The organism is Pseudomonas sp. P65(2024) (assembly GCF_057480955.1).
The window spans coordinates 341,788-356,143 of record NZ_JBLIYX010000001.1; the positions used below are offsets into that span (position 1 = coordinate 341,788).

General features: G+C 66.2%; 10 protein-coding genes. 5 read left to right on the top strand and 5 right to left on the bottom strand.

Annotation, left to right across the window (positions count from 1 at the left end; genetic code table 11):
- The first annotated feature begins 152 nt into the window (after positions 1–152).
- From mfd to AC25MA_RS01745, 3 genes are read left to right on the top strand one after another with little or no spacing between them, the layout of a single operon-like run.
- A complete protein-coding gene (gene mfd / locus AC25MA_RS01735; RefSeq protein ID WP_028692732.1) occupies positions 153–3,602 on the top strand; it encodes a transcription-repair coupling factor in 3,450 nt (1,149 codons plus the stop codon).
- Positions 3,603–3,611: 9 nt separating this feature from the next.
- Entirely contained in the window at positions 3,612–4,172 is a 561-nt protein-coding gene (locus tag AC25MA_RS01740; RefSeq protein ID WP_028692733.1) for a CsiV family protein, read from the top strand.
- A 1-nt stretch (position 4,173) separates the two neighbouring features.
- Complete coding sequence (locus AC25MA_RS01745; RefSeq protein ID WP_207851601.1) at positions 4,174–7,485, top strand: DEAD/DEAH box helicase; 3,312 nt, start codon at positions 4,174–4,176, stop codon at positions 7,483–7,485.
- Between the two features lie 64 nt (positions 7,486–7,549).
- On the opposite strand, the gene nagZ is transcribed toward AC25MA_RS01745, so the two are convergent.
- Complete coding sequence (gene nagZ / locus AC25MA_RS01750) at positions 7,550–8,548, bottom strand: beta-N-acetylhexosaminidase (protein ID WP_175406179.1); 999 nt, start codon at positions 8,546–8,548, stop codon at positions 7,550–7,552.
- A 194-nt stretch (positions 8,549–8,742) separates the two neighbouring features.
- A complete protein-coding gene (locus AC25MA_RS01755) occupies positions 8,743–9,447 on the bottom strand; it encodes a TetR/AcrR family transcriptional regulator (protein ID WP_028692735.1) in 705 nt (234 codons plus the stop codon).
- 219 nt (positions 9,448–9,666) lie between these two features.
- Here AC25MA_RS01755 and lexA point away from each other — a divergent pair, with 219 nt between their 5' ends.
- Together lexA and sulA are read left to right on the top strand one after the other, a co-directional pair.
- Positions 9,667–10,275 carry a transcriptional repressor LexA gene (lexA, locus tag AC25MA_RS01760; protein WP_028692736.1) on the top strand — a complete coding sequence of 203 codons (609 nt, stop codon included), beginning with the start codon at positions 9,667–9,669 and terminating at the stop codon, positions 10,273–10,275.
- Positions 10,276–10,288: 13 nt separating this feature from the next.
- Positions 10,289–10,765, top strand: coding sequence for an SOS-induced cell division inhibitor SulA (gene sulA / locus AC25MA_RS01765; protein ID WP_062359586.1), 477 nt, complete (start codon positions 10,289–10,291; stop codon positions 10,763–10,765).
- A 51-nt stretch (positions 10,766–10,816) separates the two neighbouring features.
- On the opposite strand, the gene AC25MA_RS01770 is transcribed toward sulA, so the two are convergent.
- The 3 genes from AC25MA_RS01770 to topA form a co-directional block, all read right to left on the bottom strand.
- Positions 10,817–11,050: a hypothetical protein gene (locus tag AC25MA_RS01770; RefSeq protein ID WP_023630868.1), complete on the bottom strand. Its 234-nt coding sequence runs from the start codon at positions 11,048–11,050 to the stop codon at positions 10,817–10,819.
- Between the two features lie 51 nt (positions 11,051–11,101).
- A complete protein-coding gene (locus tag AC25MA_RS01775; RefSeq protein ID WP_028692738.1) occupies positions 11,102–11,623 on the bottom strand; it encodes a DUF6586 family protein in 522 nt (173 codons plus the stop codon).
- Positions 11,624–11,732: 109 nt separating this feature from the next.
- Complete coding sequence (gene topA / locus AC25MA_RS01780) at positions 11,733–14,342, bottom strand: type I DNA topoisomerase (RefSeq protein ID WP_062359588.1); 2,610 nt, start codon at positions 14,340–14,342, stop codon at positions 11,733–11,735.
- Positions 14,343–14,356 lie beyond the last annotated feature (14 nt).

Here is a 14,356-nt window from a genome sequence, read left to right on the forward strand (position 1 = left end):
AGGGGCTACATTATGACGCCCCTCGGCGTATCGGGCAATGAGCGCCTGTCGCCGACGCCAGACCCCGTCGTCATGCCCTCGCGAGCCTGACAGCGAGCCCCGGCACCGGTACAATCGACCTCTTTGCCGCATCGCTTGGAGTCCGATCTCCCGTGTCAGTTCTGCGCCTACCGCAAATGTCGGCCACGGCCGGCAAACAAACCTGGGGCAACCTGCCCGGCGCCGCCTTGAGCCTGGCCATCGCCGAGGCGGCCAGTACCGCCGGTCGCTTCACCCTGTTGCTGACCGCCGACAGCCAGGCGGCCGACCGCCTCGAGCAGGAGCTGCGCTTCTTCGCGCCGGCGCTGCCGGTGCTGCCGTTCCCAGACTGGGAAACCCTGCCCTACGACCTGTTCTCGCCGCACCAGGACATCATCTCCCAGCGCATCGCCAGCCTCTACCGGCTGCCGGAGCTGGACCACGGCATCCTGGTCGTGCCGATCACCACCGCCCTGCACCGCCTGGCCCCCACGCGCTTCCTGCTGGGCAGCAGCCTGGTGCTGGACGTCGGCCAGAAGATCGACGTCGAGCAGATGCGCACGCGCCTCGAGGCCAGCGGCTACCGCTGCGTCGACACGGTCTACGAGCATGGCGAGTTCGCCGTGCGCGGCGCGCTGATCGACCTGTTCCCCATGGGCAGCAAGCAGCCGTACCGCATCGACCTGTTCGACGACGAGATCGAGACCCTGCGCACCTTCGACCCGGAGTCGCAGCGCTCGATCGACAAGGTCGACTCGATCCGACTGCTGCCGGCGCGCGAGTTTCCCATGCAGAAGGACGAGGTGACGCGCTTCAAGGCGCGCTTCCGCGAACGCTTCGACGTGGACTTCCGCCGCAGCGCGATCTTCCAGGACCTCACCAGCGGCATCATCCCCGCCGGCATCGAGTACTACCTGCCGCTGTTCTTCGAAGAGACCGCCACCCTGTTCGACTACCTGCCGGCGGACACCCAGGTGTTCTCCCTGCCGGGCGTGGAGCAGGCCGCCGAGCATTTCTGGAACGACGTGCGCGGGCGCTATGAAGAGCGCCGCGGCGACCTCAGCCGACCGCTGCTGCCGCCGGCGGAGCTGTTCATGCCGGTGGAGGACTGCTTCGCCCGCCTCAAGCAATGGCCACGGGTGGTGATCGGTGCCGACGACGTCGAGCCCGGCGTCGGCCGCGAGCGCTTTCCGGCCCGCGCCCTGCCCAACCTGGCCATCGAGGCCAAGGCCAACCAGCCGCTGGCGGAACTGGCGAACTTCCTCGACCAGTTCCCCGGCCGGGTGCTGTTCACGGCGGAATCGGCGGGCCGACGCGAAGTGCTGCTGGAGCTGCTCGAACGCCTGAAGCTGCGCCCGCACACCGTCGACGGCTGGGCCGACTTCGTCAATGGCGGCGAACGCCTGGCGATCACCATCGCGCCGCTGGACGACGGCCTGCTGCTGGACGACCCCAGCCTGGCCCTGGTCGCCGAAAGCCCGCTGTTCGGCCAGCGCGTGATGCAGCGCCGGCGCCGCGAGAAACGCGGCGAGGCGGCCAACGACGCGGTGATCAAGAACCTCACCGAGCTGCGCGAAGGCGCCCCGGTGGTGCACATCGACCATGGCGTGGGCCGCTACCTGGGCCTGGCGACCCTGGAGATCGACGGCCAGGCCGCCGAGTTCCTCACCCTCGAATACGCCGAGGGCGCCAAACTCTACGTGCCGGTGGCCAACCTGCACCTGATCGCCCGCTACACCGGCAGCGACGACGCCCTGGCGCCTTTGCACCGGCTGGGCTCCGAAGCCTGGCAGAAAGCCAAGCGCAAGGCCGCCGAACAGGTGCGCGACGTCGCCGCCGAGCTGCTTGACATCTATGCCCGCCGCGCCGCGCGCAAAGGCTATGCCTTCGCCGACCCGGCCGCCGACTACGCCACCTTCAGTGCCGGCTTCCCGTTCGAGGAAACCCCCGACCAGCAGGCCGCCATCGAGGCGGTACGCGCCGACATGCTCGCCGGCCAGCCCATGGACCGCCTGGTCTGCGGCGACGTCGGCTTCGGCAAGACCGAAGTGGCCATGCGCGCCGCCTTCATCGCCGTGCACAGTGGCCGCCAGGTGGCGGTGCTGGTACCCACCACCCTGCTCGCCCAGCAGCACTACAACAGCTTCCGCGACCGCTTCGCCGACTGGCCGGTGAAGGTCGAGGTGATGAGCCGCTTCAAGTCGGCCAAGGAAGTCGCCAGCGCCGCGGCGGAACTGGCCGAAGGCAAGATCGACATTCTCATCGGCACCCACAAGCTGCTGCAGGATGATGTGCGCTTCAAGGACCTGGGCCTGGCCATCATCGACGAGGAACACCGCTTCGGCGTGCGCCAGAAAGAACAGCTCAAGGCCCTGCGCAGCGAAGTGGACATCCTCACCCTGACCGCAACGCCGATTCCCCGCACGCTGAACATGGCGGTGTCGGGCATGCGCGACCTGTCGATCATCGCCACTCCGCCGGCCAGGCGCCTGTCGGTGCGCACCTTCGTCATGGAGCAGAACAAGAGCACGGTCAAGGAAGCGCTGCTGCGCGAACTGCTGCGCGGCGGCCAGGTGTACTACCTGCACAACGACGTCAAGACCATCGAGAAGTGCGCCGCGGAACTGGCCGAACTGGTGCCCGAGGCGCGCATCGGCATCGGTCACGGGCAGATGCGCGAGCGTGAACTCGAACAGGTGATGAGCGACTTCTACCACAAGCGCTTCAACGTGCTGATCGCCTCGACCATCATCGAGACCGGCATCGACGTGCCCAGCGCCAACACCATTGTCATCGAGCGCGCCGACAAGTTCGGCCTGGCCCAGCTGCACCAGCTGCGCGGCCGGGTCGGGCGCAGCCACCACCAGGCCTATGCCTACCTGCTGACGCCGCCGCGCCAGCAGATCAGTGCCGATGCCGAGAAACGCCTGGAGGCCATCGCCAATACCCAGGACCTGGGCGCGGGCTTCGTCCTGGCCACCAACGACCTGGAGATCCGCGGCGCCGGCGAACTGCTTGGCGAAGGCCAGAGCGGGCAGATCCAGGCCGTCGGCTTCACCCTGTACATGGAGATGCTCGAGCGCGCGGTCAAGGCCATCCGCAAGGGCAACCAGCCGAACCTCGAGCAGCCGCTGGGCGGCGGCCCGGAGATCAACCTGCGCCTGCCGGCGCTGATCCCCGAGGACTACCTGCCCGACGTGCATGCACGCCTGATCCTCTACAAGCGCATCGCCTCGGCGGCCGACGAAGAGGGCCTCAAGGACCTGCAGGTGGAAATGATCGACCGCTTCGGCTTGCTGCCAGAGCCGACCAAGAACCTGATGCGCCTGACCCTGCTCAAGCTGCAGGCGGAAAAGCTCGGCATCAAGAAAGTCGACGCCGGCCCCAACGGCGGCAAGCTCGAGTTCGAGGCCGAGACCCCGGTCGACCCGCTGACCCTGATCAAGCTGATCCAGGGCCAGCCCAAACGCTACAAGTTCGAAGGCGCGACCCAGTTCCGCTTCCTGGTGCCGATGGAACGCCCCGAAGAACGTTTCAACACCCTGGAAGCGCTGTTCGAGCGCCTCACTCCACAAAATCCATAAGGAAGCTTCATGCGTGCCATCCGTTGCCTGACCCTGCTGCTGGCCCTGCTCGCGCCGGCTGCCTTCGCCGCAGGCCCCTACCAGGTAGAAATGATCCTGGTGCGGCAGAACGCCGTGCCGGCGATCACCAGCCCCTTCGCTCCGGAAGACTGGAGCGCCGGCGCGCCGCGCCTGGAAAAAGGCGCCGAGCGTCCAACCGGTTTGGGTGATGAAGTCACCCGCCTGCAGGCCACCGCCGACTACACCGTGCTGCTGCACAAGGCCTGGCAGCAGGACACCGAGACTGTCGCCCTCGGCGTCGGCGACGAACAGTTCGGCCACTTCCCCATCGAGGGCAACCTGAGCATCAGGGAAGATCGCTTCATCGCCGTCGACGCCAACTTCTGGGTCAACCAGCTCGATGGCAACGGCAGCGTGCTGCAGAGCGAACAGCTCAAGCAGAACAACAGCAACATGAAGGCCGGCCAGCTGACCTTCTTCGATGGCGGTCACCTGGCGCTGCTGCTCAGGGTTTCGCCGGCCGGCATGCGCAAGATCCCACTGCCGGACCCGGAAATGATGGAGCAGTGACGTGAACGCCGATGTGCAGAAGCTGGCAGCCGAGAACCCGAGCTGGAAGCGCGACTTTTCCGCAGCCACCCTGCAACGGGGCGAACGGTACGCCGAACAGGGCCTGGTGCAGATCCAGTCCCACGGCGACTCGCGCATCGAATCCACCTGCCACGGCAGCGGCGGCAACGTCTACCGCCAGCGGATCATCATCACTGCCGGTCCCTCCGGGCAGTGCCATGTGCGCGGCGACTGCTCCTGTCCGGTCGGCACCAACTGCAAGCACTGCGCCGCCGCGCTCTATACCCTGGCCAACCGCTACGGACAGGTCGCGGCCAACGGCGACCAGCTGCCCCATCACCTGCAGCACTGGCTGCAGGGGCTAGAGCCGCCTGCGCCGCGACAAGACGCCACGCAAGACAAGCGCGGCCGCATGGTCTGCTACCAGTTGATACTCAACGACGACCAGAGTTGCGCGCTGCGTGTGCGCAAAGGCACCCGCGAAGAGCACGGCATTCGCTACAGCCGCGTCCAGTCGCTGTACGAACTGCTCTACGAGCCGCCAAAGTTCGTCAAGGACGAGGACCTGCGCATCCTGCGCCAGCTCTCGGCGCAGACTGCACCCTACGGCCATGAGCGCGGCTATCCACTCAAGGGACACGAAGGCGGCGAGCTGCTGCAACGAGCACTGGACACCGGGCGCATGATGTTCATCGAAGGCCTGCCCCTGCTGATCCCGGGCGCGCCCCGCCAGGCAGCGTTCCGCTGGGTACGCCTGGACAACGGCGACTATCGCGGCCTGTGGTACAACGGCGAGGTACCGCTCGATTGCGTGCTGCCGCTGGTGCCGCTGTACTACTTCGATATCGACACCCAGGAAGTCGGCACCGTTTCCCACGACCTGGATCCGCACACCGCCCTGCAGCTGTCCCTTGCTCCCGATGTACCGGAACACCTTATCGTGCCCCTCAGCCACAAGCTCAACGCCCTCAATCATCAGCTGCCGACGCCCACTACCGTGCAACAGGAACAACTCGACAACATCGAGCCGATCCCGCACCTGACCCTCGGCAGCCTCGAGTTCAGCGCCTACACGCCCAAGACCGGACGCATGCAACGGCAGATGCAGCACCGCGCCGCGCTGGCGTTCGACTACGACGGCCTGCGCGCCAGCGGCGGCGACGACAAGCCGCTGAGCCGCCTGGTGGGCAGCACCAGCCAGCGCATCCGCCGCCAGCCCCAGGCCGAGCAGGCCCTGCGCAAGGCATTACGCGAGCAGGGCTTCAAGCCCGCCACCCGCCAGAGCAAGGCCCTGCCCGACAGCGCCGGCGAAATGTACCAACTGCCCGACGACGAAGCCTGGCTGCGCTTCGCCCGCGAAGGCCTGCCGCGCCTGCGCGAGGCCGGCTGGGCCATTGACGTGCACCGCGACTTCGCCTTCAACCTGCACGAGGTCGACGACTGGTACGCCACCATCGACGAAGCGCCGGGCCACGAATGGTTCGACCTGGAGCTGGGCATCGTCGTCGACGGCCAGCGACACAGCCTGCTGCCAATAGTCCTGCAGCTACTGCGCGCAAGCCCCGAGCTGCTGCGCCCCAGCGAGCTGGCGCGGCGCAGTGACGATGAACACCTGCTGATCGACCTCAACCGCGCCCGCCACGACAGCCCGGCGCTGCGAGTCGCCCTGCCCTACGGGCGGATCAAGGCGGTGATGGGCACTCTGGGCGAGCTGTACCTGCATGAGGACGCCAGCGGCCCGAGCCTGCGCCTGGAGCGCGCCGACGCCGCGCGCCTGAACGACATCGACCACCTGCCACTGCAATGGCAAGGCGGCAACCATGTCCGCGACCTGGGCCGGCGCCTGCGTGACGCCCGCGACCTGCAGGTGACGCCGCCCAAGGGCCTGAACGCCACCCTGCGCCCCTACCAGCAGCAAGGCCTGAACTGGCTGCAGGCCCTGCGCGAAATGGGCACCGGCGGCATCCTTGGCGACGACATGGGCCTGGGCAAGACCCTGCAGACCCTGGCCCACCTGCTGCTGGAGAAGGAAGCCGGGCGCCTGGTCCACCCGGCACTGGCGGTGATGCCCACCAGCCTGGTGCCCAACTGGCTCGACGAGGCCCGGCGCTTCGCCCCCGACCTGCGCGTCCTGGCCCTGCACGGCCCCGGCCGCAGCAAGCACTTCGCCAACCTGGCCGACTACGACCTGGTACTGACCACCTACGCCCTCGTCCCTCGCGATCTTGAACACCTCAAGGCCCAGTCCTGGCACCTGCTGGTACTGGACGAGGCGCAGAACATCAAGAGCAGCACCAGCAAGGCCGCCCAGGCGGTGCGTGAGCTGCAGGCCAGTCAGCGGCTGTGCCTGACCGGCACCCCGATGGAGAACAACCTCGGCGAACTGTGGTCGATCTTCCACTTCCTGATGCCCGGCTGGCTGGGTGACAGCAAGCGCTTCACCCAGGACTACCGCACCCCGATCGAGCGCCACGGCGACGCCGAGCGCATGGCCCACCTGGCCAGCCGCATCCGCCCGTTCCTGCTGCGCCGTACCAAGGAGCAGGTGGCCACCGAGCTGCCGGCCAAGACCGAGATGATCCACTGGGTCGAGCTCAGCGACGCCCAGCGCGACACCTATGAGGCGGTACGGGTGGCGATGGACAAGAAGGTCCGCGACGAAATCGCCCGCAACGGCGCCGCCCGCAGCCAGATCGTCATCCTCGACGCGCTGCTCAAGCTGCGCCAGGTGTGCTGCGACCTGCGCCTGGTCAAGGGCACCGAGGCCAAGGGCACATTCGCCGACAAAGGCAAGCTGGGCAGCCTGCTGGAAATGCTCGAGGAGCTGCTCAGCGAGGGGCGCAAGGTACTGCTGTTCTCGCAGTTCACCTCGATGCTGGCGCTGATCGAGTTCGAACTGGAGAAGCGTGGCATCCGCTACAGCCTGCTGACCGGCGACACCCGCGACCGCCGCGCGCCGGTACAGCAGTTCCAGAATGGCGACAGCGAGGTGTTCCTGATCAGCCTCAAGGCCGGCGGCACCGGACTGAACCTGACCGCCGCCGACACCGTGATCCACTACGACCCGTGGTGGAACCCGGCCAGCGAAAACCAGGCCACCGACCGTGCCTACCGTATTGGCCAGGACAAGCCGGTGTTCGTGTTCAAGCTGATCACCCGGGGGACGGTGGAGGAGAAGATCCAGCAGTTGCAACAGGAAAAGGCAGCGCTGGCGGCCGGGCTGCTCGATGGCGGGCAGGCCGGGCAATGGCGGCTGGGGGATGACGAGATCGAGGCGCTGTTCGCGCCGTTGCCGGGTAAACGAAGTAAATAAAAGCCCGCCCCACGAGCCCTCAGGGCTTCGCTGGAACGGGCTTGCCCCGCGATGAGGGGCGAGGTCAATCGACCAGTTGGGCTTCCTTCAACGCCCCCAACGCCTCCAGCCAACGCGGCTGCTGTCGGTAATCGGTACGCGCAAAGCCCTGCCCGCGCATCCGCGCGATGCGCGGCGACGGCTTGACCTTCATCCGCTGCGCCGCGCTCAGCGCCAGCTCCGCCGCCGCTCGGTCGTTGCACACCAGGCCCATGTCGCAGCCGGCGCTCAGGGCCGCCTCGATACGACTGGCGGCATCACCCACCACATGGGCGCCGGCCATGGACAGGTCGTCGCTGAAGATCACCCCGTCAAAGCCCAGTTCGCCCCGCAGAATGTCCTGCAGCCAGCGCCGGGAGAAGCCGGCCGGCTGATTGTCGACCTGCGGATAGATCACGTGGGCCGGCATCACCGCCGCCAATTGGCCACCCAGGCGGGTGAACGGCACCAGGTCGGCCGCGCGCAACTGCTCCAGACTGCGCTCGTCGACCGGGATCGCCACATGGGAGTCGGCCTCGGCCCAGCCGTGGCCGGGGAAATGCTTGCCGCAGGCAGCCATGCCCGCGGCGTTCATGCCGCGGATGAACGCACCAGCCAGCGCGGTGGCACGCTGTGGATCGCCTTCGAAGGCGCGGCTGCCGACCACGGCGCTGCGCTGGTGATCGAGGTCCAGCACCGGAGCGAAGCTCAGGTCCAGGCCCACCGCCAGCACCTCGGTGGCCATCAGCCAGCCGCACTGCTCGGCCAGGTACTCGGCGTTGGCGTTGTCGGCGATCGCGCGCATGGCCGGCAGGCGCACGAAACCCTGGCGCAGACGCTGGACCCGCCCGCCTTCCTGGTCCACGGCGAGGATCAGTTCGGGGCGGATGGCGCGGATCGACGCGCACAGCTCGCGCACCTGACGCGGGCTGTCGATGTTGCGGGCAAAGATGATCAGGCCGGCCACTTCGGGCTGGCGCAGCAGATGGCGGTCTTCGGCGGTCAGCCATTTACCGGCGATATCCACCATCAGGGAGCCTTGCAGGCTGGAAGTCATAGGGAGTCCTTCATGGGAGGAGGTCCAGGGGCGCTTCGCCGTGGCGCGGGCGCACGCAACCATCGGACAACGAACTGCCCGATGCTTCAGTGGCGAAGCGGCCGTGGTGGCGGAAAATGCGGCGGGAGACAAGGTCTGGCATGGGCGTTAGCTTAGCGCAAGCGCCCTGCCCCGCCCAGTGCTCAGGCCTTGGCGGGGGCGGCGGACTTGCTGCGCGGACGCAACTGCGCCGTGGCCATGGCCTCGTCGGTAACGCCGCTGTCGGCGCGCATGCCGGCGGCCAGGAACGGTACCATCAGGCGCATGACCTGCTCGATCGAGGTGTTGATGCCGAAATCGGTCTCGGCGATGGCCCGCAGGGCCTTGATCCCCGACATGCTGAACGCCGCGGCGCCAAGCATGAAGTGCACGCGCCAGAACAGCTCCAGCGGCGGAATACGCGGCGCGGCCTCGTTAACCAGCAGCATGTAGCGGCGGAACACCTTGCCGTACATGTCTTCCAGGTAACGTCGCAGATGACCCTGGCTCTGGCTGAAGGCCAAGCCCAGCAGGCGCATGAAGATCGACAGGTCGTTGTTGCTGCGCGGCTGCACGGCCAGGGCCTGCTCCACCAGCATTTCCAGCAGCTCCTCGAGCGAGGCCTTCTGCTCGGGACGCGCCTGGCGGCGTTCCAGCTCGCGCTCCAGGCTCGCGCAGAACGGCCCCAGGAAGCGCGAGAACACCGCCTGGATCAGGGCTTTCTTCGAACCGAAATGGTAGTTCACCGCCGCCAGGTTGACCCCGGCCTTGCTGGTGATCAGCCGCAATGAGGTTTCCGCGAACCCGCGCTCCGCGAACAGCTGCTCCGCCGCATCGAGGATGCGTTCAACGGTTTCCGATTGGGCCATGACTACTCCGCCTGACAAACAGTTGTTTGAAACATACGTTTCAGACCTGCCAATGTCAAGGCTGGGTGACCGGTCGGTCGCCATTTAAAAGCGCCAAGAGTCAGGCTGCAAGCGACAAGATGCGTCGGCCATCCGATCTTTCTTGGTCCGGGTGGGTTGCAGGCTGCGAGCCACTGTATATAATCCCAGTCACTGTATAAAAAGACAGAGCCCTCGCCCATGCTGAAACTGACGCCACGCCAAGCCGAGATTCTGGCCTTCATCAAGCGCTGCCTCGAAGACAACGGCTTCCCGCCGACCCGCGCCGAGATCGCCCAGGAGCTGGGCTTCAAGTCACCCAACGCCGCCGAGGAACACCTGAAGGCCCTGGCCCGCAAGGGCGCCATCGAGATGACCCCCGGCGCCTCCCGCGGCATCCGCATTCCCGGCCTGGAGCCGAAAAGCGACGACAGCGGCCTGCCCATCATTGGCCGGGTCGCCGCCGGCGCACCAATCCTCGCCGAGCAGCACATCGAGGAATCCTGCAACATCAACCCGGCCTTCTTCCATCCCCGCGCCGACTACCTGTTGCGCGTACACGGCATGAGCATGAAGGACATCGGCATCTTCGACGGCGATCTGCTGGCCGTGCACACCACCCGCGAAGCCCGCAACGGCCAGGTGGTGGTGGCCCGCATCGGCGACGAAGTGACCGTCAAGCGCTTCAAGCGCGAAGGCAGCAAGGTCTGGCTGCTCGCCGAAAACCCCGAATTCGCCCCCATCGAAGTCGACCTGAAAGAACAGGAGCTGGTGATCGAGGGCTTAAGCGTCGGCGTCCTGCGCCGCTGAACCAGGAGGCGCCATGCAGCCGTTCACCCATGCACCCCAGCAAGCCCAGCTGCCGCTGTTCGAAGCCTTTCTCGCCCAGCCGGTTCTGCCTGGCCTCAAGCCCGCCCCGACGCCGCGCAAGAGCAGCCAGCCCGAGCTGTTCAGCGAACTGACCCTGCGCGGCGCACCCGGGCATTGCCAGAGTCTGCTGGCACCGGTCCTGCGCGAACTCAGCGAAGAAGACGACAGCCGCTGGCTGACGCTCATCGCCCCGCCCGGCAGCCTCACCCAGGCCTGGCTGCGCGATGCCGGCCTGAACCGTGAACGCATCCTGCTGCTACAACCCGGCGGCAACCAGACCGCCCTGCAACTGGCCTGCGAAGCCTTGCGCCTGGGCCACAGCCACACGGTGGTCAGCTGGCTAGGCACCCTGAATAGCAATGCTCGTCAACAGCTCCAGCGCGCCGCCGCCAGCGGAAACGCACAAAGCCTGAACATCCGCCTCGGCTGATGTTCAGGCTTTGCCTGTCAAACGCTTGAAACCCTGGGCCTGTAACCTGCCTCAGTGAAGGACGCGTGGCCCCTCTTCACGCTCGAAGTCACCCTCGACGAGGCGACCGGCCATCTGCACGCCGACGCTGAGCATGGCCTTGGCCACTTCCACATGCTGTCCTTGCAGGAATGCCTTGGCATCCTCGGAGAAATCCAAGGTCACCAGGGAGCCTTCATCTTCGGCGCGGCGCAGCTCGATCCGGCCATCAGGCAACTCGACAATTTCTAGAAAGGACGTTGACATAAAGGGCCTGCTTTTCACGAAAGGCCAGTAGTGTACCAGCCATGGCGGCAGTCAGCACTCACTCAGCGCTTCGCGGAAGCGTCTCACCAGGCTTTTCAGATTCTGCCGCCAGGCTTCGAGCTCCTCGCGGGAAAGCTCGGCTGGCTCGCGCGCGTCCAGATTGACGGCTTGGATCAGCGGTTGGGTGACGTCGCCCTTCACGGGTTTCTGCGCGACCGGCGGTCGGAACAAATCGGCATAAGCGGCCAGCAGACGCGCCAGCCAGGTTTCCGGTTGACGGGCGAGCTCCAGCAGCTCGGCCATTTCCGGGATCGCCACGCTCTGCAGCACCTCGTCACTGAACAGCAGCTCGGCCCGTGGCGCTGAAGCCTGCGGCAAGCGGTAGAAGCCGGCGATCTCGTGGCACAACCCCAGCAGTGCGCCATACAGGTGGAACAGCGCCGATTCGCGCTCGGCCTGGAGCAGGCCCTGGGCGTTCATGGCCTGGCTGTCGGCGGCCTTGGCCATGGATTCCAGGGCGAGGCCGGCGAAGAACAGTTTCTGGTTGGTGCGGGTGTAGAGTTCCTGGGCCATTTCGGCTGACTCCTGAAGGCTGCAAGACGATTGCCTGCAGTTTCAGGGATTGCGCTTTGCTTGTCATCAAATGACTGGGGCCGCTTCGCGGCCCCAGTCACAACTTAGATCAGCGCTTGTCTTCGACCTTCCACGCCTTGCCGTCGTAGAACGCCTTCCAGCCGGTCGGCTTGCCGTCGACCTCGGACTGCACGTACTGCTCCTTGGTCTTGCGGCTGTAGCGAATCACCGCCGGGCGCCCATCCGGGTCCTTCTGCGGCGCTTCGCAGAGGAAGTGGTACTTCGGATCGATCTCGTGCTTGTGCGGAACGATCTCCAACACCAGCGGCGCACGGGTCTCGCGGTTCTTCGGGAATTGGCTGGCGGCCAGGAACAGCCCCGAAGCGCCGTCGCGCAGCACGTAGGTGTCGTCGACCTTCTCGCACTTGAGCTCCGGCATGTCCACCTTGTCCATCTTCGGCGGCGCTGCCTCGCCGCTCTTGAGCAACTTGCGGGTGTTCTTGCAGGTAGGGTTGGTGCAGCCGAAGAACTTGCCGAACCGGCCGGTCTTGAGCTGCATCTCACTGCCGCACTTGTCGCACTCCAGGCTCGGGCCTTCGTAGCCCTTGATGCGGTAGCTGCCCTCCTCGATCTCGTAGCCAGCGCAGTCCGGGTTGTTGCCACAGATGTGCAGCTTGCGCTTCTCGTCGAGCAGGTAGGCGTCCATCGCAGTGGCGCAGATCGGGCAACGGTGCTTGCCGCGCAGCACCAGCGACTCGGACTCGCCCTCGTCGTCGGCGGCGATCTCGTCGCCCGGCACCAGGTTGACCGTGGCCTTGCAGCGCTCCTTCGGCGGCAGGCTGTAACCCGAGCAGCCAAGGAACACACCGGTGGAGGCGGTACGGATCATCATCGGCCGGCCGCATTCCTTGCAGGCGATGTTGGTCAGGGTTGGCTGGTTGGCCCGCATGCCGTGCTCGGTGGACTCGGCAGTCTGCAGCTTCTTGCTGAAGTCGCCATAGAACTCGTCAAGGACGTTCTTCCAGTCACGCTCGCCCTGGGCCACGTCGTCGAGGTTCTCTTCCATGCCTGCGGTGAAGCCGTAGTCCATCAGGTTGGCGAAGCTCTCGGACAGGCGCTCGGTGACGATGTCGCCCATTTTCTCGGAGTAGAACCGACGGTTGTGCAGGGTAACGTAGCCACGGTCCTGGATAGTCGAGATGATCGCCGCGTAGGTCGACGGTCGGCCGATGCCGCGCTTTTCCATTTCCTTGACCAGGCTCGCTTCGGTGAAGCGCGCCGGTGGCTTGGTGAAATGCTGGCTGGGATCGAGCTGGATCAGCTTGAGCGCCTCGCCCTGGGCCATTTCCGGCAGCACGTCGTCCTCGCCCGGCTTGCTCTGCTGCGGCAGGACGCGGGTGTAACCGTCGAACTTGAGGATGCGGCCCTTGGCACGCAGCTCGAACTCGCCGGCCACCACGGTGACGCTGGTGGACAGGTATTGCGCCGGCGGCATCTGGCAGGCCAGGAACTGGCGCCAGATCAGCTCGTACAGGCGCTCGGCGTCACGCTCCATGCCGCTGAGCTTGGTCGGATGGGTGTTTACATCCGACGGACGAATCGCCTCGTGCGCCTCCTGGGCGCCTTCCTTGCTTCCGTAGACGATCGGCGCGGCGGGCAGATACTGCTTGCCGAATTCTTTCTCGATGTAGCTGCGCGCCATCTCGACCGCGTCGGTCGACAGGTTGGTCGAGTCGGTACGCATGTAGGTGATGTAGCCGGCTTCGTACAGACGCTGGGCCATCATCATGGTCTTCTTCACCCCGAAGCCCAGGCGGTTGCTCGCGGCCTGCTGCAGGGTGGAGGTGATGAACGGCGCCGAAGGCTTGCTGCTGGTCGGCCGGTCCTCGCGCTTGCTCACGCTGTAGCTGGAGGCCTTGAGCTTCTCCAGCGCGGCCATGGCCTGGGCTTCGTTGAGCGGCTTGAAAGCTTCGCCCTTCTCGCGAGCCACCTCGAAACGCACCTTGGCGTTCTTGGCGGTGCCCAGGTCGGCGTGGACTTCCCAGTACTCTTCCGGATTGAACGCGCGGATCTCGCGCTCACGCTCGACCACCAACTTTACCGCCACCGACTGCACACGACCTGCGGAGAGGCCGCGGGCGATCTTGGCCCACAGCAGCGGCGAGACCATGTAGCCGACCACGCGGTCGAGGAAGCGCCGCGCCTGCTGGGCGTTGACCCGGTCGATATCGAGCTCGCCCGGCTGGGAGAAGGCTTCCTGGATAGCCTTTTTGGTGATCTCGTTGAACACCACGCGCTTGTAGCGGCTGTCGTCGCCGCCGATGGCTTCGCGCAGGTGCCAGGCAATGGCTTCCCCCTCGCGATCCAAGTCGGTTGCGAGATAGATGGTGTCGGCATCCTTGGCCAGGCGGCGCAGTTCCTCGATCACCTTCTCCTTGCCGGGAAGGATCTCGTACTTGGCCTTCCAGCCCGCTTCCGGGTCGACGCCCATGCGCGCGACCAGGGTGCGGCGCGCCTTCTCCTTCGGCGACAAGGCCGGGGCCTGGGCCGCGGTCTTGCCGCGCTTGGCCGCCGGTTCCTTGCTCGCACTGGCGGAACCGCTGGTGGGAAGGTCACGGATGTGGCCGATACTCGACTTCACCACGTACTGGCTGCCCAGGTACTTGTTGATGGTCTTGGCCTTGGCCGGGGATTCCACAATGACCAGCGATTTGCCCATGGATCGGAGTATTC

What these genes read in the sequence shown, in the direction of transcription:
- sulA (WP_062359586.1), top strand. Translation starts at nt 10,289, where the DNA reads ATGCAGCCGTTCACCCATGCACCCCAGCAAGCCCAGCTGCCGCTGTTC.
- AC25MA_RS01775 (WP_028692738.1), bottom strand. Translation starts at nt 11,623, where the DNA reads ATGGCCCAGGAACTCTACACCCGCACCAACCAGAAACTGTTCTTCGCC.
- lexA (WP_028692736.1), top strand. Translation starts at nt 9,667, where the DNA reads ATGCTGAAACTGACGCCACGCCAAGCCGAGATTCTGGCCTTCATCAAG.
- AC25MA_RS01770 (WP_023630868.1), bottom strand. Translation starts at nt 11,050, where the DNA reads ATGTCAACGTCCTTTCTAGAAATTGTCGAGTTGCCTGATGGCCGGATC.
- AC25MA_RS01740 (WP_028692733.1), top strand. Translation starts at nt 3,612, where the DNA reads ATGCGTGCCATCCGTTGCCTGACCCTGCTGCTGGCCCTGCTCGCGCCG.
- AC25MA_RS01755 (WP_028692735.1), bottom strand. Translation starts at nt 9,447, where the DNA reads ATGGCCCAATCGGAAACCGTTGAACGCATCCTCGATGCGGCGGAGCAG.
- topA (WP_062359588.1), bottom strand. Translation starts at nt 14,342, where the DNA reads ATGGGCAAATCGCTGGTCATTGTGGAATCCCCGGCCAAGGCCAAGACC.